We start from the raw sequence: 20236 nt of genomic DNA on the forward strand, positions 1-20236 counted from the left end.
AGCCCGTCGTCGCAGCCCAGCGGCGATCCGAGCTCGGACCCGTCGTCGTCGGCGTCGAGCTCACCGGGTGAGACATCCTCCAGCTCCCCGAGCACCCAGCCGTCCCCGACCCCGGTCGATGACCGGGCCAAGCGCCTGAAGGACCGCAATAACGGCAGCGCGGGGACCACCGAGGAGCCCGGCGGCAGCGGCGGAGGCGGGAAGCCCTGGTGAGCGGCTCCGACACGGTGAAGGCCTCCCGTCTCGTCGTGGCGGCCGCGGTCCTGGACGACCTGAAGCATCCGACGGCGCTGCTGTGCGCGGCCCGCTCCTACCCGCCCGAGCACGCCGGTCAGTTCGAGCTTCCCGGCGGCAAGGTCGAGCCCGCCGAGCGGCCCGAGCAGGCCCTGGCCCGCGAGCTGGACGAGGAGATCCGCCTGAGTGCCCGCCTGGGGCCCGAGCTCATCGCTCCCCGGGAGCTGGAGGTTCCGGCACCGCCGGACGGCGGTCCCGGCGACGACGCCCCGGCGTGGCCGGCCATGCACGGCTTCAGGATGCGAGTGTGGCTGGCCGAGCCCGCCCGCCCCGGGGACCGGGGCAGAGCCGGGACCGACCACCAGCGGCTGGAGTGGGTGCGCCTGGACCCACCGGATCGGCTGCGCCGGCTGCCGTGGCTCGAGGCGGACCTGCCCATCATCGACGCGCTCGTGACCGCCCTGGGGCGCTGATGGGGGCCGAGACGATGGCGACGGGGCCGAGCCCTCGGGCCGACCGTCCCAAGGGCCGCGCGCTCGAGGGGCGTCAGCAGGGCCGCCCTGTCACCCCTGCACAGTTTCCTGACACTTCTATCACTCGCGTCATCTCGTAAGTTAGGGTTGCCTCATGCCGAAGATCCTGGGTTCCTCACTGGCCGAGCATCGAGAGCGTACGCGCACGGCCCTGTTCCAAGCCCTCTCCGAGCTCATGAGCCGGCGCAGCTTCGACAAGATCACCCTGTCCGACGTCGCCAACCACGCGGGTGTGGGGCGCACAGCCGTCTACAACCACTTCGCGGACAAGGAGGACCTCCTCCTGGCCTTCATGGAGCACGAGGCCGGCCGCTACGCCGAGGAGCTCTCCCGGGCGCTGGCCGGCACCCAGGATCCGATCGACCGCCTGCGCATCTATGTGCGCCAGCAGGCCCTCATCGCCCGGCACTTCCACTTCCCGACGTCCGGGCCTCTGTCGGGGGCCGTCTCGCGCGGGACGGCCGGCCGTCTCAAGGCCCACGGCGCGCTCCTGGCCCAGATGCTCTCCTCGATCCTCACCGACGCCATGGACCGGGGACTCATCCCCGCCCAGGAGCCCGAGCAGGTTATCCCCCTCATCCACGCCACCGTCATGGGTGGGCGCCCGACCCCCACGGACCCGGAGCAGCGCCGGGCCTACCTGGAGAGCCTGGACGCCTTCGTGCTGCGGGCGGTGGGGGCGCGTCAGCCCGCCCACGCCGTCCCGACCATCCCCCAGCCCCACGCCACCGAGCCACTGGAGGGCACCGAGGCCCCCGGTTCGCTTCATCACAGTGCGGTTGGCTGACAGCGTGAGCCACGGGCTGCCGCGCACGCAGGTGGGCCTGGCAGACTTCCGCCCGTGAACCTGAGCTGGACTGACACCTGGAACGACCTGCTGGCCCGCGCCTCGAGCCTCGTCGGCCTGGATCCCGGCGTGCTGTGGCCGGCGCTGGCGATCCTTCTCATCGTCCTGGCCTGGGCCCCGGCCCGCCGCTGGGGGCGCACCCTGGTGACGATCGTCCACGAGGCCGGGCACGCCGCCGTCGGCCTCATGGTGGGGCGACGCTTCCTCGGCTTCGTCGTCAGCCGGGACCTGTCCGGGCACGCCGTGACCGCCGGCAAGTCCACCGGACCCGGCCGGGTGGCCACCTCCTGGGCCGGCTACCCGGCACCCGCGGTCCTGGGCGCCGTCGTCGTGCTTCTGGCACTGAACGGCTGGGCGAGCGCGGTCCTGCTGCTCGGGCTGGTCCTCCTGGCGGTCCTGCTGGTCATGTCCCGTTCAGTGCGCACAGTTCTGCTCGTCCTGCTCGTGGCAGTCTTGACCGGGGCCCTGTGGTGGTGGGGCGGACAGTGGCGCGACGGCGTCGTCGCCGGAATCGGGCTGGCTCTTCTCGTGGGGGCCTGGGACTCTCTGCGTGATGTCGCCGCCTCACGCGACCCGCAGCAGGACCACCGAACCCTGGCCCACCTGACCCGGGTTCCCGCCGGACTGTGGCTGGCCAGCTGGTTCCTCGTGGACGCCCTGGCCACCGGCGTCGTCGTGCTGGCCCTGCGCGACCTCCTGTGAGATGAGGGCGGGGGCCGAGTCCGAGCCCGCGGCCCACATGGCCTACGCTTCCTCCTGGCGACGTGGGGCCCGCAGCGCCCTTCCGCCGTCCCCGCCCGACGTCGCTCACCGAGAGCCCACAGGCGCCGTTGCGGCCCCGGGCTCACCCCGCTCCCGGGCACTCCGGGATTCCCTCAAGGAGAACACATGATGCTGACCCGCAGGACGTTCGGCCTGACCTCCCTGGGACTGGCCGTCTCGGCCACCCTTGCCGCCTGCTCGTCGAAGTCGAAGGACGAGGCCACCGAGGAGGGAAAGATGGCGCTCATCGTCTCCGATTCGGGTGATGCCGCCGCGGAGGCGCTGTCCAAGGCGGTGGAGGCATTCACCAAGGAGACCAAGGTGGAGGTGGACGTCAAGCCCGTCTCCGACGTCTCCCAGGAGCTGGCCCGCGGGATCACGGCCGAGCCGACCATCGACGTCGTCGTCCTCAATCCGGCTCAGCTGTCCAGCTACGCGGGCTCCCTGCACTCCTGGGACAAGGGATCGGCCGCCGTCAAGGACGCGCACCCCGCGCTGCTGACCAGCGCCACCCGGCAGGAGAGGATCAGTGCGGCGCCCAGGGACGTCTCCACGCTCGCCCTGTACCTCAACACCTCACTGTGGTCGGCCGCGGGCCTGAGCGAGTCGGACTACCCGACCACCTGGGAGCAGCTCGACCAGGTGGCCGCCAAGCTCACCTCCGGTGGCTTCGTCGGCCTGACCCTCGACGCCTCCTACGCGCGCGTGGGGGCCTTCCTGATCCAGGGCGGTGGGGGACTGACCAGCGCCGACGGCACGAAGGCCACGGCCTCCTCCGAGGGCTCGGTGGCGGGGCTCAGCCAGGTCAAGAAGCTCCTGTCCTCCGGGTCGGCCGGCTGGGGTGCCGACCTCCCCGCCGGTTCCGCCGCCGACGCCTTCGGGCAAGGACAGGCCGCTATGGTGATCGAGACGGAGGCCCTGGTGAGGACCCTGGCGGACACCTACTCGGGCGTCTCCTACAAGGTGGTCGAGCTGCCGGCCGGCAGCGGCGGCAAGGGGACCCTGCAGTTCCCCACCTTCTACGGCGTCGTCGAGGCATCCAAGCACAAGGCCGACGCCATCAAGCTCGTGGAGTACCTCACCGCCGCCGAGCAGCAGGTGGCCCTGGCCGGTGCGGCGGGCACGGTCCCCGCGGGCAAGGCCGCCGGCGAGACCTGGAAGGGCAAGCACGCCGACCAGGCGGCCTTCCAGGCCGGCGTCGAGTACTCCCAGCCCGTGCCCTCCGCCTCCGGCACCTCGGACATCATCGCCAACTTCGACAACGAGCTGCCCGGGCTGGCCGGAGGCGACCCGGCCGGCATCCTGAACAGCGCCCAGGTGAACCTGCAGGCCGTCCTGTCCTGACCCAGACGGGCGGCGCCGGCCGACGACGCCGGTGCCGCCCCGAAGGGGGTGGGCCGAGAGCGGAGGGGTGAAGGGGGCCTCGCCTCCTATTGCTCAGTCGTGATGACGGCCTCGTGGTGGACTGGGAAGTTCACTGATCGGGCAATGAAGCAGTGCTCGGAGGCTCGGTCGTGCAGTGCGGCTGCACGCTCAGGATCGCTGTCGGGGGCAATGGTCACTGCGGGGCGAAGGGTTGCTGAAGTGAACTCCCCAACTCCGCCTGGGTGCTCGAGCATGATGCCGGTAGGGGTGTCTGAGTAGGCGGTGACGGTGACGCCCGCGTCTGCTGCGAGGTGGAGGTACCACAGCATGTGGCACTGCGCGAGCGAGGCGAGCAGGAGCTGTTCCGGGTTCCACCTGTGAGCGTCCCCTCGGAACGCAGGATCCGCCGATCCGTGGATCACCGGCAGGTCGGCGGTGGCGCCCCGGACATCATGGTCGCGTGAGTAAGTGCGGTATCCGGACGTGCCCGTGCCCAGGTTGCCTGTCCACTCCACGCGCACAGAATATTTATGATCTGGCATGCAGAAAGTCTAGAGATGAGCCGGTTTGCCGTCCACGGGTCGGCGAAGTCGGCGGGTGGCAGGGCGTGTCAATAGGTCCGGCGTCCTGCGGTGGGGTCACTCCACGCTGCCGGGGACATTTTCTTGCCCACGGGGGCATGTCACGCGTGCGGGGACAGGAATCCTGTCCCCGACGGCGTCGAACGTCCCCGGCCGTACAGCCCTGCACCCGACGGCGTCGAATGTCCCCGTCTGCGCAGCACAGCGACAACGAGGGCCCGGACCGTGATGGTCCGGGCCCTCGGCCTGGAGCGGGTGACGGGAATCGAACCCGCGCTGTCAGCTTGGGAAGCTGAAGTTCTACCATTGAACTACACCCGCATGGCACCGGCGGACGTGAGTCCCAGGTGCGTGCGGAAGTCTAACCCAGACTCCGGCCGTCTGCGCAAATCGGCCTTCGGAGGTTCCCCGTGGACCGTGCCGGCGATGCTCTCACCGGCTACACTCACTGACGGATTCCCTGACGTCTTGACACATGTGGTGAGCGCATGACTGATCCCTTCAACCCTCACGAGCCCACTGTGGGCCCTCACCCGGACGTGCCGGCGCTGCCCGCGGGCTCGGTCCCCACGGACTACCCGTCAGACGGGTACCCGCCCTACGGCGGCCAGTATGATCCCGGTGCCCAGCCGGGGTACGACCCTCAAGGGGCCTACGGGCCCCAGCCCGGTTACAGCGCCCCTCCCGGCTACGGTGCGCCTGCCGGCTACGGTCCCGTCCCCGGTTACGGTCCCCCCGTCTACTCGAGCAAGTCCAAGGTGGCTGCCGGCATCCTGGCGCTGTTCCTCGGCTGCTTCGGTATCCACAACTTCTACCTGGGTTACACGGGCAAGGCTCTTTTCCAGCTCCTGGGCACGCTCTTCTCCTGCGGGTTCCTGGCCGTTCCGATCGCCATCTGGGCCTTCATCGAGGGCATCCTCATCCTGGTGGCCCGCCCCGGCGAGTCGCCGTGGGGCGTTGACGCCTCCGGCATGCCGCTGAGCGGCTGAGTGACGGCCCGGCGCTGCCGGAGCCCTCGGGGCCGGAGTTCGTGTGACGCCTCCCGGAGGACCTGGCACAATCGGGCCCGTGCTGCTCTCAGACCGCGATATCCGCACCGAGCTCGACGCCGGGCGGGTCGTCCTCGACCCCTACGACCCCGAGATGATTCAGCCGGCCTCCATCGATGTGCGCCTGGACCGATGGTTCCGTCTCTTCGACAACCACCGCTACCCGGTCATCGACCCGGCCGCCGACCAGGAGGGGCTGACCCACCTGGTCGACGTCGGTGCCGACGAGCCCTTCGTCCTGCACCCCGGGGAGTTCGTCCTGGGGGCCACCTACGAGCGCATCACACTGCCCGACGACGTCGCCGCCCGCCTGGAGGGCAAGTCGAGCCTGGGGCGCCTGGGGCTGCTGACCCACTCCACCGCCGGATTCATCGACCCGGGATTCACCGGGCACGTCACCCTGGAGCTGTCCAACACGGCCACCATGCCCATCAAGCTCTGGCCGGGGATGAAGGTGGGGCAGCTGTGCTTCTTCCGCCTGTCCAGCCCCGCCCAGGCCCCCTACGGCTCGGGCGCCACCGGCTCGCGCTACCAGGGGCAGCGCGGACCGACGGCCTCCCGCTCCCACCAGTCCTTCCACCGCACCCGCATCCCCGACACCCCGGCGGCCCCCATCGACGGCGCCGCTCCCACCTCCCAGGAGAAGCACGCATGAGCGACTCAACCGACTTCGCCGTCTCGCTGCCCACCGACACCGGCACCTTCACCGCTGCCTCCATGCTGCCGGTCGGGCTGCTGGACACCAACCACGTCCTGCTCCTGGCCGACGACGTCGCCCCCGACGAGGTCGAGGCCCTGGCCCTGTCCCAGGACATCCAGTCCGGCTGGGTGGGGGTCTCCAGCCTCCAGCTCTTCCCCGGGGTCTCCCTGCTGGGGCCCTGGAAGGTCGACGCCGAGATGCGCGGCCTCCTGGGTGCTCCGGAGTGGACCACGCAGCTGATGATCCTGGACTGCCCCCGCATCCGTGCCGGAGCCCTGCCGGCCGAGCTCGCCGGCCTGGACCCGCTCTCCGACGCCTTCCCCCACGCCCAGCCCACGGGGGCCGAGCTGGTGGCCCTCACCCGCCTGCGCGCCATCGCCCGGCGCCTTGCCGGCGCTCTGCGCCTCATTCCCGGTGGGGACAAGGAGGATCCGGTCCTGGTCGAGCCCAGCCCGGAGGTCTCGGCCTCCCTGACGGTCTACGCCCCGGTGTGGCTCGGCCCGGAGGACCTGGTGACCGTCCTGCAGTCCGTGGCCCCCGAGGTGAGCACCGCGCTGGAGGCCGTGCAGCCCCGGGGCGCCGTCGGACTGGATGCCATCGACCCCGAGCAGCTGGAGAGCCTTGTCGAGCGCATCGGCCCGGACGTCTTCGAGAAGGCCTGGCGCGGCTCGGAGAAGGTCCGCCAGGACACGATGCGTCAGGAGATCGTCGCCGCCGCCACCGGCAACGTCATTGAGGAGGTGCGTGACGGCTACGCGGTCGTCACCCCGGTCGACCCAGAGCACGAGGGCTGGGGGCGCATCGAGGTGCGTGCCGGCGCCACCGACGGACTGCCGTTGGCCGTGCGCGGCGAGCCCTGGGCGCGCGGGGCGGTCCTGTCCTACGACCTGCGCTGGATCCCCCGGGACCAGGCCGACGCCTACGCCGAAGTGGTCTCCCGCTCCCGGCGCCGTGAGCGTCAGACGGCCCGGGACCTGGTCGAGGATCTCGCCACCGTCCTGGTCACCGCCGTCTCCGGGGTGGCCGTGGACGACGACGGATTCCTCGTCTCCCTGGGCGAGGACGCCGAGGAGGCCTGAGGGGCCTCGCCGGGAGGCGTGGCGCCGCGCGGTCCCTTGAGGGCGCCGTCGTCGTGACCTACAGCGCGATGAACGGGTGCTGGTCGATGAGGCCGGGGCGCCCCGAGCCGTGGGGTTGTGGCCCGTGCAGACAGCCCTTGGGCGGCACGTCCTGTGGGATGTGGAGTAGCCGGCCGGGGCGCGGTCGGCTGAACCGAGGACTGCGTTTCCCGTCCAGAACGTACTTCTCCTCCAGATGACTGAGGCCGTACCCCAGTCGTCTGGAGGAGAACGCAGTCCTCGTGGGAGAAGTAAGTCCCCGATCAGGGGCGGCGCGGCGACATCCGGCCCGGTGGTCCTGATCCCGAGCGGACCGGCCTGGCTCGATGGCTCGCCCCGGGCCGCTGGAGGGGGCGGAACCGGTCGGTGGTGTCCATATCTGCAGCAAAGGGTCCGGCACCCGTGAAGAGCCACCACACGATTCGCAGAATCCTGCGGTTCTGTTTCCGCCTTCGAAGCTGAGAACCGGCCTTTGCTGCAGATTTGGACATCCTTGCCGCTGCTGACGTCCGAGCCGCATCCGGCTGACGGAGCAGGCAAGAGCCGGGCGCGCACAGGACCGGTGCCCCAGCCTTCACTCGCAGCCCTGAGGTCTACTGACCTGGCCCCGCCGACTCGGGCTCGGGGCGGGCACGCTCAGCACCGGGCGTGGTGCGCTCCGTGAGACGCTCGACGCCGGCCCGAGCCCTGGCCGCATCCCAGTGCCAGCCGGTGAAGCGGCGAGCCTCCACGAGCGAGCGGGCCCAAGCCACCGGCTCCTCGCCCCGCTGTGCCCCCACCGCCAGGTAGTGGCGCAGCAGGCCGGCGGCGGCCAGGGCGTCGTCGAGCGCGTTGTGGTGGCGGCCGATCTCCACCCCGGCCACCTCGCAGCAGGTGGTCAGCCGGCGCGACGGCGTCGTCATGAAATGGCGCGCCCACTCCATCGTGCACACACGCGGCACGCGCGCACCGCGGTCGAGCAGCCCCCGCGTCCCCAGCGCCTGGGTGAGGAAACCGACGTCGAAGCGGGCGTTGTGGGCCACCACCGCCCGCCCGGCCAGGTCGGCCACCAGCAGGTCGGCGACGTCGTCGAAGCCGGGCGCCCCGATGAGCTCCTCGGCGACGAGACCGTGGATATGAGTGGGGCCCACGTCCACGTCGGCGCCGGGATCGACGAGCGTGGACCAGCTGCGCTCGACGCGCCCGGCGGCGTCGGTGACAACGAGCGCGACCTCCAGGATCGAGTCCGTCGCGGGCGACAGGCCGGTGGTCTCCAGGTCGACGACGGCGTAGCCGACACCGGCCGCCTCGGCCAGCTCAGCGGCCGTGGGGACGGGGACCGCCTGGCCGGGAGCCAAGGGGGAACGGGGACGCAACGGGCCGCGGTCGGCGGGCGGGCGGTGATAGAAGGGCATCACCCCGATCCTCTCGCGAGCCGGGAGGTTTCGCAGACTCATGGCGCGCCGGGGCGCTGACCGGCCCGGCCCGACTCCGGGCGGCCGGCGCTCGCGGCCGTGACTCATGGCCGTGCCCCACGGCTTCCGGGCGGTCACAGGGGGCCGGTCCCTGAGGCGTAAGGTACGGTCGCGAGGGCGCTCGGCCTGCCGTGTCGAGAGCCGATCCAGGTGAGGAGGAGCGATGACCACCCCGGACACCTCTCAGGCACAGACCTCTGCCCTGCCGGCACTGGCCGCCTTCCCCTTCCCGACGGCCCTCGTCGTGACCGGCAAGCCGGCCGCGGGCGACGGCGTGCTCCTCGAGGCCGGGGACGTCGATGAGATCTTCCCCTTCGCCTCGGTCACCAAGCCGATCGTCGCCTGGGCGGCCCTGATCGCCGTCGATCGGGGACTGCTGGACCTGGAGGCCCCCGCAGGCGCGCCCGCTCCCGACGGTGCGACCATCGAGAACCTGCTGTCCCACTCCTCGGGGATCGCGGCCGACTCCGATGAGCGCCTGGCGGCCCCGGGCACGCGCCGCATCTACTCCAACCGCGGCATCGAGATCCTGGGGGAGCGCCTTGAGGAGGCCACCGGCACGCCCCTGGAGACCTGGGTGGAGACCACCGTGCTCGAGCCCCTGGGGATGGCCAGCGTCCTCATCCCCGGCTCGCCCGCCCACTCCGGGGAGGGCAGCGCCCGCGACCTGTCCCTGTTCGCCCGTGAGCTGGCCGCGCCCAGGCTCGTCTCGCCCGCGCTCGCGCAGCGCGCCCGCACACCGGTCCTGCCCGGCCTCGACGGCGTCCTACCCGGCTACGGGCGACAGACCCCCAACCCCTTCGGTCTGGGGGTCGAGGTGCGTGGAGCCAAGTCCCCGCACTGGACCGGGGCCGGCAACAGCGAGCAGACCTTCGGGCACTTCGGCCAGTCGGGCTCCTTCATCTGGGTGGATCCGGTCGCCGAGCGCCAGGCCGTCTTCCTGGGGGGCCGGCCCTTCGGGACGGTTCACCGGCGGACATGGTCCGAGCTCGGCGACCAGATCCTGGCCTTGTAGGTTTTGTGTGCCTTGTAGAGCAGGCGCACCGGCGACGGTGGCCTGCCGGTCATCACTCGGCCTTGACGTTGAGGATGACGCCAGTGGTGCTTTCGGTGTAAGGCGGTGTCTCCTGCTTCTGGTCGAGAGGTGTGAGAGTGATCTTCAAGGCGTTGACGTTCGCGGCCTTGACCTCGAAAGCGTGGGCGTCATTGAAGGGGACGTCAACTGTTTCGACCTCCTTGCCGTCAGCGAAGATCGCGACCCTCATGATGAGGTTGGAGCTCTTGGAGTCGTTGGCCTGACCCGCGGTGAACGTGACTTTTTGAAACTTGTTGGCCAGGCGCAGCTCAATCTCGTCGCTGTTCTGCCAATCCAGATTGGTGCCGATTCCCATGGTGTTGGTGATCGAGGCGACGTCGTAGCGCTTCTCCTCCCAACCGCTCGTCACTGGCGGCTTCTGGAAGTCGGAGAGTCTGAGCTCGCGCCCCTTGCTGTTCTCAGGGGTCAGGCCGTTCGTGGTGGCCTCCGCCGAGGCCGAGGGGTCCTCCGAGGGAGTCTCCGAAGCGGTGGCCGAGGCCATCTCAGTGGCACTGTCTGTGGCGGAGGCCGACGCGGACGGAGTAGGGGTGGGCGTGGGCGAAGGGGTGGTGGTGCTCGTCTCCGCGGTGGGGGAGGCTTCCTTGGAGCCGAAGGGCAGGTTGCCGCAGGCGGCCAGGGACAGGGCGGTAATGGGAAGAAGGGTGATGGCGATTCGACGCGCTGGGGAGAGTTTTGAGGAGCTCATGGCGCGAGAATAGCGCCGTTGGTCAGTGAATTCGGCTGTGAATCTGGCTCCTGAGGCGACAGGGAGAGAGGAATATTCAGTTTCGACCGAACAAGATAATATGTTTTGTGGGGCGTGCGAAGCGTTGTTGTCGTAGGTGAATCCGAATATCGAAGGTGATTTCGACAGCCTGCTGCTGAGGTGTGTTTTCGTGGTCCTGGCTGGGATGGGTAGTAGTCCCCTAGGGCTTTGGTCTTATTTGTCTGGGTGGGGTGTCGCCGTCCTAGTGGCTCGACAGTGGCTGTCCCGGACTCCTGCTTCGTGAAGAAGTGCGGTTCATGTGAGGTGCTGTCGGATCCGGGGCTGAAGAGCGTCAATCCTCGGCCTCAGTCGACCTCGACGATGACGGGGACGTGGTCGGAAGCGCCCTTGCCCTTGCGCTCGTCACGGTCGATGGCGGCGCCGGTGACGCGGCCCGCCAGGGCCGGAGAGGCGTAGACGAAGTCGATGCGCATGCCCTCGTTCCTCGGGAAGCGGAGCTTCTGGTAGTCCCAGTACGTGTAGTTGGTGACCCGCTCGCGCGTGACCTCGTGCATGCCCGCCTCGGTGAAGGCGGCGAAGGCCTCACGCTCCGGGGCGGAGACGTGGGTGGCGCCCTCGAAGACGCTCATGTCCCACACGTCCTCATCCCGCGGTGCCACGTTCCAGTCACCCACCAGCGCCAGCGGCAGATCGGGCTCGTCCCCGAGCCAGGCGGCGACGTCGTCGCGCAGCACTCGCAACCAGTCGAGCTTGTACGTGTAGTGCGGGTGAGTGAGCTCGCGGCCGTTGGGCACGTACAGGCTCCACAGGCGCACCGGCGTCGCATCAGACGCCGCACCCACCGTCGCCCCCAGCGCCCGGGCCTCCACGGTGGGCTCGGCCTCGGGCTTGGCCGCCCAAGCGGGCTGGCCCGGGAAGGAGGTGGCGACGTCGTCGAGTCCCACTCGCGAGGCGATCGCCACCCCGTTCCACTGGTTGAGGCCATGGATGGCCAGCTCGTAGCCCGCGGCCTCGAAGGGCTCGACCGGGAACTGGTCGGGGCGGCACTTGATCTCCTGCATCGCCAGGGCATCGACATCCTCGCGCTCCAGGAAGGCCAGGACGCGGTCGACGCGGGTGCGGATGGAGTTGACGTTCCAAGTGGCCAGGCGCATGGCAGCAGACTAGCCGGTGCCCGATTCCCATCAAGCACTCAACGAGCTCTCGTAGTCTGCCGCCATGGGAACAGCACTTGTCACTGGAGCCACGAGCGGCCTCGGCCTGGAGATCGCCTGGCAGCTCGCCCAGGCACGTCACGACCTCGTCCTCGTGGCGCGCACCCCCGAGCGACTGCGGGAGGTGGCCGAGGAGATGCGGCAGTTCGCAGGCGTCCAGGTGGAGACCCTGCAGGCCGATCTGTCCGAGCGCGATGAGCTCGAGCTCGTCGCTGAGCGTCTGCGTGAGAAGAGCAAGCCCGTGGGGCTCCTGGTCAACAATGCCGGCTTCGGTCTGGGGCAGCGATTCATCGGGGGAGATCTGGCCCGCGAGGAGGATGCCCTCGACGTCATGGTCCGGGCGGTCATGGTGGCCTCCCATGCAGCGGCCGGAGCCATGGTGGAACGCGGTCGCGGCGCTATTCTCAACGTCTCCTCCATGACCGCGTACACCGCCATGGGCACCTACGCGGCGCACAAGGCCTGGGTACTGCGGTTCACCGAGGGACTGGCCGCCGAGCTCGCCGGCACCGGGGTGACCGCCACGGCGCTGTGCCCGGGGCTGGTTCACACCGGCTTCCACGCGGCGGCCGGCATCGATGAGACCCAGTGGAAGGAGCCGCTGTGGCTGGACGCCGAGCGAGTGGCCATCGACGGCCTGGCGGCGGTGCGGCGCGGCCAGGTCATCTGCACCCCGAGCCTGCGCTACCGCAGCGCCAACGCCGTACTGCGTCTGGCCCCCCGCTGGTTCGTGCGCCGGGTGGTTGGGCCAGAGCGCTCCGCCCAGGGCTGAGTGCCCCCACTGGCCAGGGGAGCCGCGACCTGCAACGATCACACCATGGCTTCCATTACCTTCCACGGAGACCCTGTCAGCACTGTCGGCGAGCTGCCCGCTGTGGGCTCGACCGCGCCCGCCTTCGACCTCGTGGGCGCCGACCTCGCCCCGCTCACCAGCCAGTCCCTGGCCGGCCGCCGCGTGGTCCTCAACATCTTCCCCTCGGTGGACACCGGGGTGTGCGCCGCCTCCGTGCGCCAGTTCAACAAGCTGGCCTCCGAGCTGGACAACACGACCGTGGTCTGCGTCTCCGCCGACCTGCCCTTCGCCGGTTCCCGCTTCTGCGGCGCCGAGGGCCTGAACAACGTGGTCACTGGCTCAACCTTCCGCTCCACCTTCGGCGCCGACTACGGCGTCACCCTGGCCGACGGTCCGCTGGCCGGCCTGCTGTCGCGCGCCGTCGTGGTTCTCGACGAGTCCGGCACGGTCATCTACACCCAGCTGGTCCCCGAGGTCGGCCAGGAGCCCGACTACGACGCCGCCGTGGCCGCCCTGTCCTGACTCCTCCTTCCGTCACGAGAGCCAAGAGCCCGCCCCCTCCGCACCACGCGGATGAGGGCGGGCTCTTGTCGCATCGGGTGTCTAGCCGGTGCGCAACCCCCGAATCCCACTACCATCGGAACCGTGAGCACCAACGACTCCCAGATCGCCCGCCTGGCCGAGCTCGTCAACGAGCTGTCCGTTGTCCGTGGCAAAGTCACCCTCGCCTCCGGCCTCGAGTCCGACTTCTATGTGGACATGCGCCGAGCCACCCTCCACCACGAGGCCGCCCCTCTCATCGGCCATGTCATGCTCGACATGCTCGAGGAGGCGGGGCTGGGCACCGACGAGATCGACGCCGTCGGCGGCCTGACCATGGGGGCCGACCCCGTGGCCGCCGCGATGCTGCACGCCGCGGCCTCGCGTGGCCTGGACCTGGACGCCTTCGTCGTGCGCAAGGCCGCCAAGGACCACGGCATGCGCCGCCGCATCGAGGGACCTGACGTCACCGGGCGCTCCGTGGTGGTCCTGGAGGACACCTCCACCACCGGCGGCTCGCCCCTGGAGGCCGTCGATGCGTTGCGCGAGGCGGGTGCCGACGTGCGGGCCGTCGCCGTCATCGTCGACCGGGCCACCGGCGCGCGTGAGCGCATCGAGGCCGCCGGACTGCCCTACTACGCGGCGCTCGGTCTGGCCGACCTCGGCCTGGAGTGAGCGTCCGACGACGTCCGCAGGCGGGCGGGGCGGAGCCCGAGAGCCCCGCCGACCTGCCTGAGGGGGAGCACCTGCCCGCGGCGTCGGCGCTGAGCCCGGAGGAGGACCGGCCGGTCGACGTCCGTCAGGTCGGCGTCGGCCCCTGGCCCGGCGGCCCCGAGGCCTGGCCCACCGACCCCCGCTACGACCGCGAGCTGCTCGCAGGGGGCGACCGGCGCAACGTCGTCGACCGCTACCGCTACTGGACCATCGCGGCGATCCGCGCCGACCTGGCCTCCCGTGCCCATCGGCTGCACATCGCCATCGAGAACGTCAGCCAGGACCTCAACATCGGCTCCATCGTGCGCAGCGCCAACGCATTCAACGTGGCCGGCGTCCACATCATCGGCCGACGCCGCTGGAACAAGCGCGGCGCCATGGTCACCAACCGCTACCTGGACGTGCGCCACCACCCCGAGCCCGGTGAGCTGCTCACCTGGGCGCAGGCCGAGGGATACGAGGTCATCGGCATCGACAACGGTCCCGGAGCCCAGCCCCTGGAGACCGCCGATCTGCCCGAGCGCTGCCTCATGGTCTTCGGCTCCGAGGGCGAGGGCATCAGCGCCGAGCTGAGCGCCGGCTGCTCCCGTCTGCTGCGCATCGGCCAGTACGGCTCCACCCGCTCCATCAACGTGGCGGCCGCAGCGGCCGTGGCCATGCACACCTGGATCCTCCAGCACGCAGGAGTGGCGCCCGACTGAGTCCGGGAGCCGTCGGTCCGCTGTTCCGCTCCGCCTCGTGGGCGGCAGGGCCAAACCGGCCCTGAACAGGTCATGGAGTCCGACCTGGGACCATGATCCGGTTCACGCGGGTTCGAATTCGTGGAACAATCGGCCCCGCACCACTGACTCATACAGAAAATCAGGAGGCACCCAGTGGCCATTGCAACCCCGGAGTCCTACGCCGACATGCTTGACCGCGCGAAGGCCGGCAAGTACGCCATCCCCGCGATCAACGTCACCTCGTCCCAGACTCTGTCCGCCGCCCTCAAGGGCTTCGCCGACGCCGAGTCCGACGGTATCGTCCAGATCTCCAACGGTGGTGCCGCCTACTGGTCCGGTTCCTCGCGCCTCGACCGCGTCAAGGGATCGATCGCCTTCACCGCCTACGCCCGCGCCGTGGGTGACCTCTACCCCGTCACCATTGGTCTGCACACCGACCACTGCCCCAAGAAGCTCCTGGCCGACTGGATCCACCCGCTCATGGAGATCGAGGCCGAGCAGGTCAAGAACGGTGAGCTGCCGATGTTCAACTCCCACATGTGGGACGGCTCCGCCGAGGCCCTCGACGACAACATCGAGATCGCCGTCGACATGCTCAAGCGCGCCAAGGCCGCCAACGTCGTCCTCGAGATCGAGATCGGTGCCGTGGGTGGCGAGGAAGACGGCATCAAGGGTGAGGAGAACGCCAACCTCTACACCACCGCCGACGACGCCTGGAAGGCCGTCGAGGCCCTCGGCCTGGGTGAGAACGGCCGCTACATCACCGCCCTGACCTTCGGTAACGTGCACGGTTCCTACAAGCCCGGCCACGTCAAGCTCCGCCCGGAGATCCTCGGTGAGATCCAGGAGGACGTGGCCAAGCGCCTCGGCGACCGCCTGTCCTCCAAGGTCGGCGACAAGAGCTCGCCCTTCGACCTGGTCATGCACGGCGGCTCCGGCTCCACCGACGAGGAGATCGCCACCGCGGTGCGCAACGGCGTCATCAAGATGAACGTCGACACCGACACCCAGTACGCCTACACCCGCCCGGTCGCCGGCTGGATGTACACCAACTACGAGGGTGTCCTCAAGGTCGACGGCGAGGTCGGCAACAAGAAGCAGTACGACCCGCGCGCCTGGGGCAAGGCCGCCGAGGAGGGCATGGCCGCCCGTGTCGTCGAGGCCTGCGAGCGCCTCGGCTCCGTCGGCTCCGCCCGCAAGTGAGTCATCGCCCCGTAACAGGGATGAACGGCGACTGATCGCTGTGCGTGGCCCTGGCGCCCATGTGGTGCCGGGGCCACGTCGCGTGTGCGTCGAGGACGGTGGGAAGACTCCCGACGACGGGCTGACCGATCGGTTACATTCTTGCAAAGGGGGCGGCGACGGCGGTGCTCATCGAGGTGGAAGCGGAACGGCGCTACCTGCCGGGGTAAACGGCGTGCTGCGCGAAGAGTACCAGCCTGAGACCCGGGCCACTGATTGCAAACCTTGCAGCAATGTGGGCGAAAGTGTGCCATGATGGGTCGTCGCCGTTGAGCCGACGGGTCCGCCGCCGGCGACACGGCAGTCGCACCTTGCGGACGCCTCTGTCCGTGCCTGTCCCATGCGTCCAAAGGAGGACCCCAATGCGACTCATCTCCCGCCGCTCCATGCTCGGTGGAACTGCTGCGATCGCGGTCGCCGCGACCCTGGCGGCCTGCTCGAAGGGCTCGTCCGGATCCGATGGCGCCGGTGGCGTCTACTTCCTCAACTTCAAGCCCGAGTCGGAGCAGGCGTTCAAGGACATCGCGGCCGCCTACACCAAGAAGACCGGCGTGAACGTCAAGGTCGTCACCGCTGCCTCCGGCACCTACGAGCAGACCCTGAAGTCCGAGGTTGCGAAGTCCAACCCGCCCACGCTGTTCAACCTCAACGGTCCCGTGGGCTACGGCAACTGGAAGGAGTACGCCTCCGACCTGTCCGACGCCGACTTCACCAAGCAGCTGACGGATGAGTCCCTGGCCCTCAAGGGCGAGGAGAGCAAGGTCGTGGGCGTGCCGCTGGCCATCGAGGGCTACGGCATCATCTACAACGCCGCCATCCTCAAGAAGTACTTCGCCATGGAGGGCGCCAAGGCCACCGCCGTCGACCAGATCAAGGGCTTCGACAAGCTCAAGGAGGTCGTCGAGGACATGCAGGCCAAGAAGGCCGACCTCGGTATCGAGGGTGTCTTCGCCGCGACCTCGCTGTCCCCCGGTGAGGACTGGCGCTGGCAGACCCACCTGGCCAACTACCCCGTCTACTACGAGTACCGCGACGCCAAGGTCGACGACCTCGACGAGGTCAAGCTGACCTACTCGGACAACTACAAGAAGATCTTCGACCTCTACCTCAACAACTCCACGATCAAGCCCACCGAGGCCAGCGCCAAGACGGTCACCGACTCCATGGCCGACTTCGCCCTGGGCAAGGCCGCCATGGTCCAGAACGGCAACTGGGGCTGGTCGCAGATCTCCAAGGTCTCCGGTAACACGGTCAAGGCCGAGGACGTCCACTTCATGCCGATCTACGTCGGCGTCTCCGGCGAGGACAAGACCAACATCGCCATCGGCACCGAGAACTACCTGACGATCAACTCCCAGGCCGCCGAGGGCGACCAGAAGGCCACCAAGGACTTCCTCACCTGGCTGTTCACCGACGCCGAGGGCGCCAAGCTCGCCGCCGAGAAGCTCAGCATCATCGCGCCCTACAAGGCCTACACCGAGCTGGCCCCCTCCGACCCGCTGGGTAAGGAGGTCGCTGCGGCCATCACCAACAAGGACCTCACGCCCGTCAAGTGGGTCTTCCCGACCTTCCCGAGCCAGGACTTCAAGGACCAGCTCGGCCAGCACCTGGCGCAGTACGCCTCCGGCAGCGGGGACTGGGCGAAGGTCAAGGACTTCTTCGTCACCACCTGGGCCTCTGAGAAGAAGGCGTCCAAGGAGGGCTGACACCAGCGAGTCGCCCGCGCCTCCCGCCGAGGGTGCTGCTCCAGCGGGCATCGTGACGGCGACTCATCTCCCCATCCCCTCTCCTGCCGGGGCGGCGCGTTCGAGCCGTTCAGCTCGCGTGCTGCCGCCCCGGCGGGAGCCCTCTGGTACCCGGCCTGCCCGGCGGGTACCGGTTGCACCTCGAGGCAGATATGACCAAGGCACTGAAAAAGTTCTTCCCAGTTTTTGCAGGGCCAACCCTGTTGGCCTTCATGATCGCGTTCATCGTCCCCTTCTTCATGGGGCTCTATCTCTCCTTCACCAAGTTCAGCACCCTCACCAATGCTCGGTTCGTGGGCACTGACAACTACGCCAGGGCGCTGGGGGATCGCAGCGACTTCCCGCAGGCGCTCCTTTTCACTGCCGTCGTCTCGATCATCTCGATCATCACGGTGAATCTGGGTGCCTTCGCCCTGGCCTACTTCTTGACCCGCAAGCTGCGCGGCACCAATTTCTTCCGTGCCGTCTTCTTCATGCCCAACCTCATTGGCGGCATCGTTCTGGGCTACACCTGGCAGGTGATGCTCAACGCGATTCTCCAGCGCTGGGGCCAGACGATCGTCAACGACTGGCGACTGGGGCTGGCCGGCCTGGTCATGCTCGTCAACTGGCAGCTCATGGGTTACATGATGGTCATCTACATCGCCGGTCTGCAGAACGTTCCGCCCGAGCTCATTGAGGCCTCGCAGATCGATGGCGCCGGCAAGTGGCAGACACTGCGCAACGTGACGCTGCCGATGATCATGCCCTCGATCACCATCTGCCTGTTCCTCACTCTGGCCAACACCTTCAAGATGTACGACCAGAACCTCGCCCTCACCAACGGTGCGCCCGCTAAGCAGACTCAGATGGCCGCGCTCAGCATCGTCAACACGATGTACAAGAAGATCGGCCAGGAGGGCGTCGCCCAGGCCGAGGCCGTCATCTTCTTCCTCATCGTCGCCGCCATCGCGCTCATCCAGCTGAGCGCCACTCGTTCCAAGGAGGTCGACGCGTGAGCACCGCCGTCCAGACTCAAGCCCCCGGTTCCGCCGCCCCTGCCCGTCAAGCCGGTAAGAAGGTCGCTCCGCAGACGTCGGGACAGAAGACGCTCGTGGGGCTGCTGGCCGTCCTGGCCTTCGTATGGGTCATTCCGCTGGCCTTCATCCTCATCAACTCCTTCAAGGGCAAGTTCTACATCTCTGACAGCCCCTTCGCCCTGCCGACTGCGAAGACCTTCGCCGGCCTGGACAACTACGCCACCGGCCTGGCCCTCTCGGGCTTCGCCAGCGCCATAGGCTGGTCACTGTTCATCACCGTGGGCTCCGTCGTCGTCATCGTGTTCCTCACGGCGATGACCGCCTACTACATCACCCGCATCAAGACGTGGTGGACCTCCATGATCTACTACGCCTTCGCCTTCTCCATGATCGCTCCCTTCCAGATGGTCATGTTCCCCACCGTCAAGGTGGCCGACATGCTCGGCCTGGCCACGCCCTGGGGCATGATCGTCCTCTACCTCGGATTCGGAGGGGGACTGTCGGTGTTCCTGTTCGCCGGCTTCATCAAGTCGATCCCCTTGGAGATCGAGGAGGCCGCCTACATGGACGGCTGCTCGCCGCTGCAGACCTACTTCAAGGTGGTCATGCCGCTGCTCAAGCCGACGGCGGTCACGGTGGCGATCCTCAACGCCATGTGGGTGTGGAACGACTTCCTCCTGCCCAACCTCGTCATCGGACAGGATGAGCGTTACAAGACGGTTCCGATCGTCATCCAGTCCCTCGTCGGCTCCAACGGCAACCGAGACATGGGCGCCCAGATGGCCATGCTCGTCTTCGCCATCGTCCCGATCGTGGCCTTCTACCTCTTCGGTCAGAAGCACATCATCGAGGGCGTTGCCGCGGGAGCGGTCAAGGGCTGATGCCCGCACACGAGTCCTGATACGGGCGGTTCTTGAGGCCCCACTGACGGCCTTGAGAACCGCCCGTATCATGTCCACCTGTTACTGCTCGAGTCCGCATGAAGGAGCTCCCGTGGCGCTGTTCCCCGGCCCCGACAGTCCGGCCTATCGGGCCTGGTCCGCAGCGGCGGACATCGTCATCCTCAATGTCCTCACCCTGGCCGGCTGCTTGCCGGTGGTGACAGCGGGAGCCTCCTTGACCGCCTGCGCCCGCGTGGCCGGTGAGATGGCGGCCGATGACGACCCGGCGGTCGTAAGCGCCTGGTGGCGCTCCTTCCGCCTCAACCTGCGCCAGTCCCTGGCCTGGTGGTTTCCAGTGCTTGTCCTGGTGGTCCTGAGTGGCTGGGAGTACCTGCTTCTGTCCGACTCCTCCCTGGGGGAGCGGAACGGTGGCATGAGCGGTGCGTTATCCGGGCTGGTGCTGGCCGGGGGAGTGCTTCTGGCCGCGATCATCATCTGGCTGCTGCCGCTGGCCGCCTTCTTCGAAGCCTCGGTCTCCCGACACTTGTCCAACGCGCTTCGTCTCGCGGTGGGGCGTCTTGGAGTCACAGCGCTCGCTCTGGCGGTCATGGCTGCGCCGATCATCATCTTCTGGGTGCTGCCGGCCGTGCGGATCGCGGTTGCGTGGTTCATGGTTCTGATCGGGCCTGCCTTCCAGACCTTCCTCATTGCCCTCCTTCAGCGCTCGACCATGGCGACGCTCAGCAGTGGACCGACGTCGGAGCCCTGAGTGCCGAGAGTGTGGCAGCGGTGAGTGCGGCGTGGCCGCGCAGCGTCATGGCCCCGGAATCACCTGATTCCGGGGCCATGACATCTCTGAGGGTTCTTAGTGCCCCTGGCCGGGCTGGCCCGGTTGGTTGTTGTAGGGCTGGGTGGCAGGTT

21 protein-coding genes, 1 tRNA gene and 1 pseudogene are annotated in these 20236 nt (G+C 68.7%); 18 read left to right on the forward strand and 5 right to left on the reverse strand.

Annotated features, from left to right (window positions below; genetic code table 11):
* From BKH28_RS06155 to BKH28_RS06175, 5 genes and pseudogenes are all read left to right on the forward strand, one after another.
* Positions 1 to 213, forward strand: a pseudogene (locus BKH28_RS06155) (hypothetical protein); the annotation flags it as partial.
* Complete coding sequence (locus BKH28_RS06160; protein ID WP_075417977.1) at positions 210 to 707, forward strand: NUDIX domain-containing protein; 498 nt, start codon at positions 210 to 212, stop codon at positions 705 to 707. The pseudogene BKH28_RS06155 and the gene BKH28_RS06160, both read left to right, overlap by 4 nt.
* Before the next feature lie 154 nt (positions 708 to 861).
* Positions 862 to 1554: a TetR/AcrR family transcriptional regulator gene (locus BKH28_RS06165; protein ID WP_075417978.1), complete on the forward strand. Its 693-nt coding sequence runs from the start codon at positions 862 to 864 to the stop codon at positions 1552 to 1554.
* Between the two features lie 54 nt (positions 1555 to 1608).
* Complete coding sequence (locus tag BKH28_RS06170; RefSeq protein ID WP_075417979.1) at positions 1609 to 2316, forward strand: M50 family metallopeptidase; 708 nt, start codon at positions 1609 to 1611, stop codon at positions 2314 to 2316.
* 186 nt (positions 2317 to 2502) lie between these two features.
* Entirely contained in the window at positions 2503 to 3720 is a 1218-nt protein-coding gene (locus BKH28_RS06175; protein WP_075417980.1) for a sugar ABC transporter substrate-binding protein, read from the forward strand.
* An 86-nt stretch (positions 3721 to 3806) separates the two neighbouring features.
* Here the strand turns inward: BKH28_RS06175 and BKH28_RS06180 are convergent, their stop codons facing one another.
* A complete protein-coding gene (locus tag BKH28_RS06180; protein ID WP_256695515.1) occupies positions 3807 to 4256 on the reverse strand; it encodes an OsmC family protein in 450 nt (149 codons plus the stop codon).
* Positions 4257 to 4569: 313 nt separating this feature from the next.
* Positions 4570 to 4643 (reverse strand) — tRNA-Gly (locus BKH28_RS06185).
* A 167-nt stretch (positions 4644 to 4810) separates the two neighbouring features.
* Here BKH28_RS06185 and BKH28_RS13800 point away from each other — a divergent pair.
* The 3 genes from BKH28_RS13800 (at position 4811) to BKH28_RS06200 (ending at position 7150) form a co-directional block, all read left to right on the forward strand.
* A complete protein-coding gene (locus BKH28_RS13800; RefSeq protein WP_256695516.1) occupies positions 4811 to 5311 on the forward strand; it encodes an NINE protein in 501 nt (166 codons plus the stop codon).
* 79 nt (positions 5312 to 5390) lie between these two features.
* Entirely contained in the window at positions 5391 to 6026 is a 636-nt protein-coding gene (dcd, locus tag BKH28_RS06195; RefSeq protein WP_075417982.1) for a dCTP deaminase, read from the forward strand.
* On the forward strand, positions 6023 to 7150 hold the full coding sequence (locus BKH28_RS06200; RefSeq protein ID WP_075417983.1) for a hypothetical protein: 1128 nt from the start codon (positions 6023 to 6025) through the stop codon (positions 7148 to 7150). The genes dcd and BKH28_RS06200 overlap by 4 nt, the downstream gene beginning before the upstream one ends.
* Positions 7151 to 7782: 632 nt before the next feature.
* Here the strand turns inward: BKH28_RS06200 and BKH28_RS06205 are convergent.
* Positions 7783 to 8583: a 3'-5' exonuclease gene (locus tag BKH28_RS06205; RefSeq protein WP_075417984.1), complete on the reverse strand. Its 801-nt coding sequence runs from the start codon at positions 8581 to 8583 to the stop codon at positions 7783 to 7785.
* Positions 8584 to 8806: 223 nt separating this feature from the next.
* Here BKH28_RS06205 and BKH28_RS06210 point away from each other — a divergent pair, with 223 nt between their 5' ends.
* A complete protein-coding gene (locus BKH28_RS06210; protein ID WP_075417985.1) occupies positions 8807 to 9658 on the forward strand; it encodes a serine hydrolase domain-containing protein in 852 nt (283 codons plus the stop codon).
* Between the two features lie 52 nt (positions 9659 to 9710).
* Here the strand turns inward: BKH28_RS06210 and BKH28_RS06215 are convergent, their stop codons facing one another.
* A complete protein-coding gene (locus BKH28_RS06215; protein WP_075417986.1) occupies positions 9711 to 10424 on the reverse strand; it encodes a hypothetical protein in 714 nt (237 codons plus the stop codon).
* Positions 10425 to 10789: 365 nt separating this feature from the next.
* Positions 10790 to 11599 carry an exodeoxyribonuclease III gene (locus BKH28_RS06220; protein ID WP_075417987.1) on the reverse strand — a complete coding sequence of 270 codons (810 nt, stop codon included), beginning with the start codon at positions 11597 to 11599 and terminating at the stop codon, positions 10790 to 10792.
* A 64-nt stretch (positions 11600 to 11663) separates the two neighbouring features.
* On the opposite strand from BKH28_RS06220, the gene BKH28_RS06225 reads away from it, so the two are divergent.
* The 9 genes from BKH28_RS06225 (at position 11664) to BKH28_RS06265 (ending at position 20084) form a co-directional block, all read left to right on the forward strand.
* Positions 11664 to 12431 carry an SDR family NAD(P)-dependent oxidoreductase gene (locus tag BKH28_RS06225; RefSeq protein WP_075417988.1) on the forward strand — a complete coding sequence of 256 codons (768 nt, stop codon included), beginning with the start codon at positions 11664 to 11666 and terminating at the stop codon, positions 12429 to 12431.
* Positions 12432 to 12476: 45 nt separating this feature from the next.
* Positions 12477 to 12974, forward strand: coding sequence for a thiol peroxidase (gene tpx, locus BKH28_RS06230; RefSeq protein WP_075417989.1), 498 nt, complete (start codon positions 12477 to 12479; stop codon positions 12972 to 12974).
* 123 nt (positions 12975 to 13097) lie between these two features.
* Positions 13098 to 13667, forward strand: a complete 570-nt coding sequence (pyrE, locus tag BKH28_RS06235; protein ID WP_075417990.1) for an orotate phosphoribosyltransferase — start codon at positions 13098 to 13100, stop codon at positions 13665 to 13667.
* Positions 13664 to 14407, forward strand: a complete 744-nt coding sequence (locus BKH28_RS06240; protein WP_075417991.1) for a TrmH family RNA methyltransferase — start codon at positions 13664 to 13666, stop codon at positions 14405 to 14407. Before pyrE ends, BKH28_RS06240 begins: the two co-directional genes overlap by 4 nt.
* A gap of 174 nt (positions 14408 to 14581) precedes the next feature.
* On the forward strand, positions 14582 to 15631 hold the full coding sequence (fbaA, locus tag BKH28_RS06245; protein WP_075417992.1) for a class II fructose-bisphosphate aldolase: 1050 nt from the start codon (positions 14582 to 14584) through the stop codon (positions 15629 to 15631).
* 401 nt (positions 15632 to 16032) lie between these two features.
* The gene (locus BKH28_RS06250) at positions 16033 to 17376 is read left to right on the forward strand and encodes an ABC transporter substrate-binding protein (protein WP_075417993.1); all 1344 of its coding nucleotides are present in this window, start codon (positions 16033 to 16035) and stop codon (positions 17374 to 17376) included.
* A 191-nt stretch (positions 17377 to 17567) separates the two neighbouring features.
* Positions 17568 to 18413, forward strand: coding sequence for a carbohydrate ABC transporter permease (locus tag BKH28_RS06255; RefSeq protein WP_075417994.1), 846 nt, complete (start codon positions 17568 to 17570; stop codon positions 18411 to 18413).
* Complete coding sequence (locus BKH28_RS06260) at positions 18410 to 19315, forward strand: carbohydrate ABC transporter permease (protein WP_075417995.1); 906 nt, start codon at positions 18410 to 18412, stop codon at positions 19313 to 19315. The genes BKH28_RS06255 and BKH28_RS06260 overlap by 4 nt, the downstream gene beginning before the upstream one ends.
* 112 nt (positions 19316 to 19427) lie before the next feature.
* Positions 19428 to 20084: a DUF624 domain-containing protein gene (locus BKH28_RS06265; RefSeq protein WP_075417996.1), complete on the forward strand. Its 657-nt coding sequence runs from the start codon at positions 19428 to 19430 to the stop codon at positions 20082 to 20084.
* Positions 20085 to 20236 lie beyond the last annotated feature (152 nt).

Origin of the sequence: Actinomyces oris (genome assembly GCF_001937665.1) — a bacterium.
Taxonomy (GTDB): domain Bacteria; phylum Actinomycetota; class Actinomycetes; order Actinomycetales; family Actinomycetaceae; genus Actinomyces; species Actinomyces stomatis.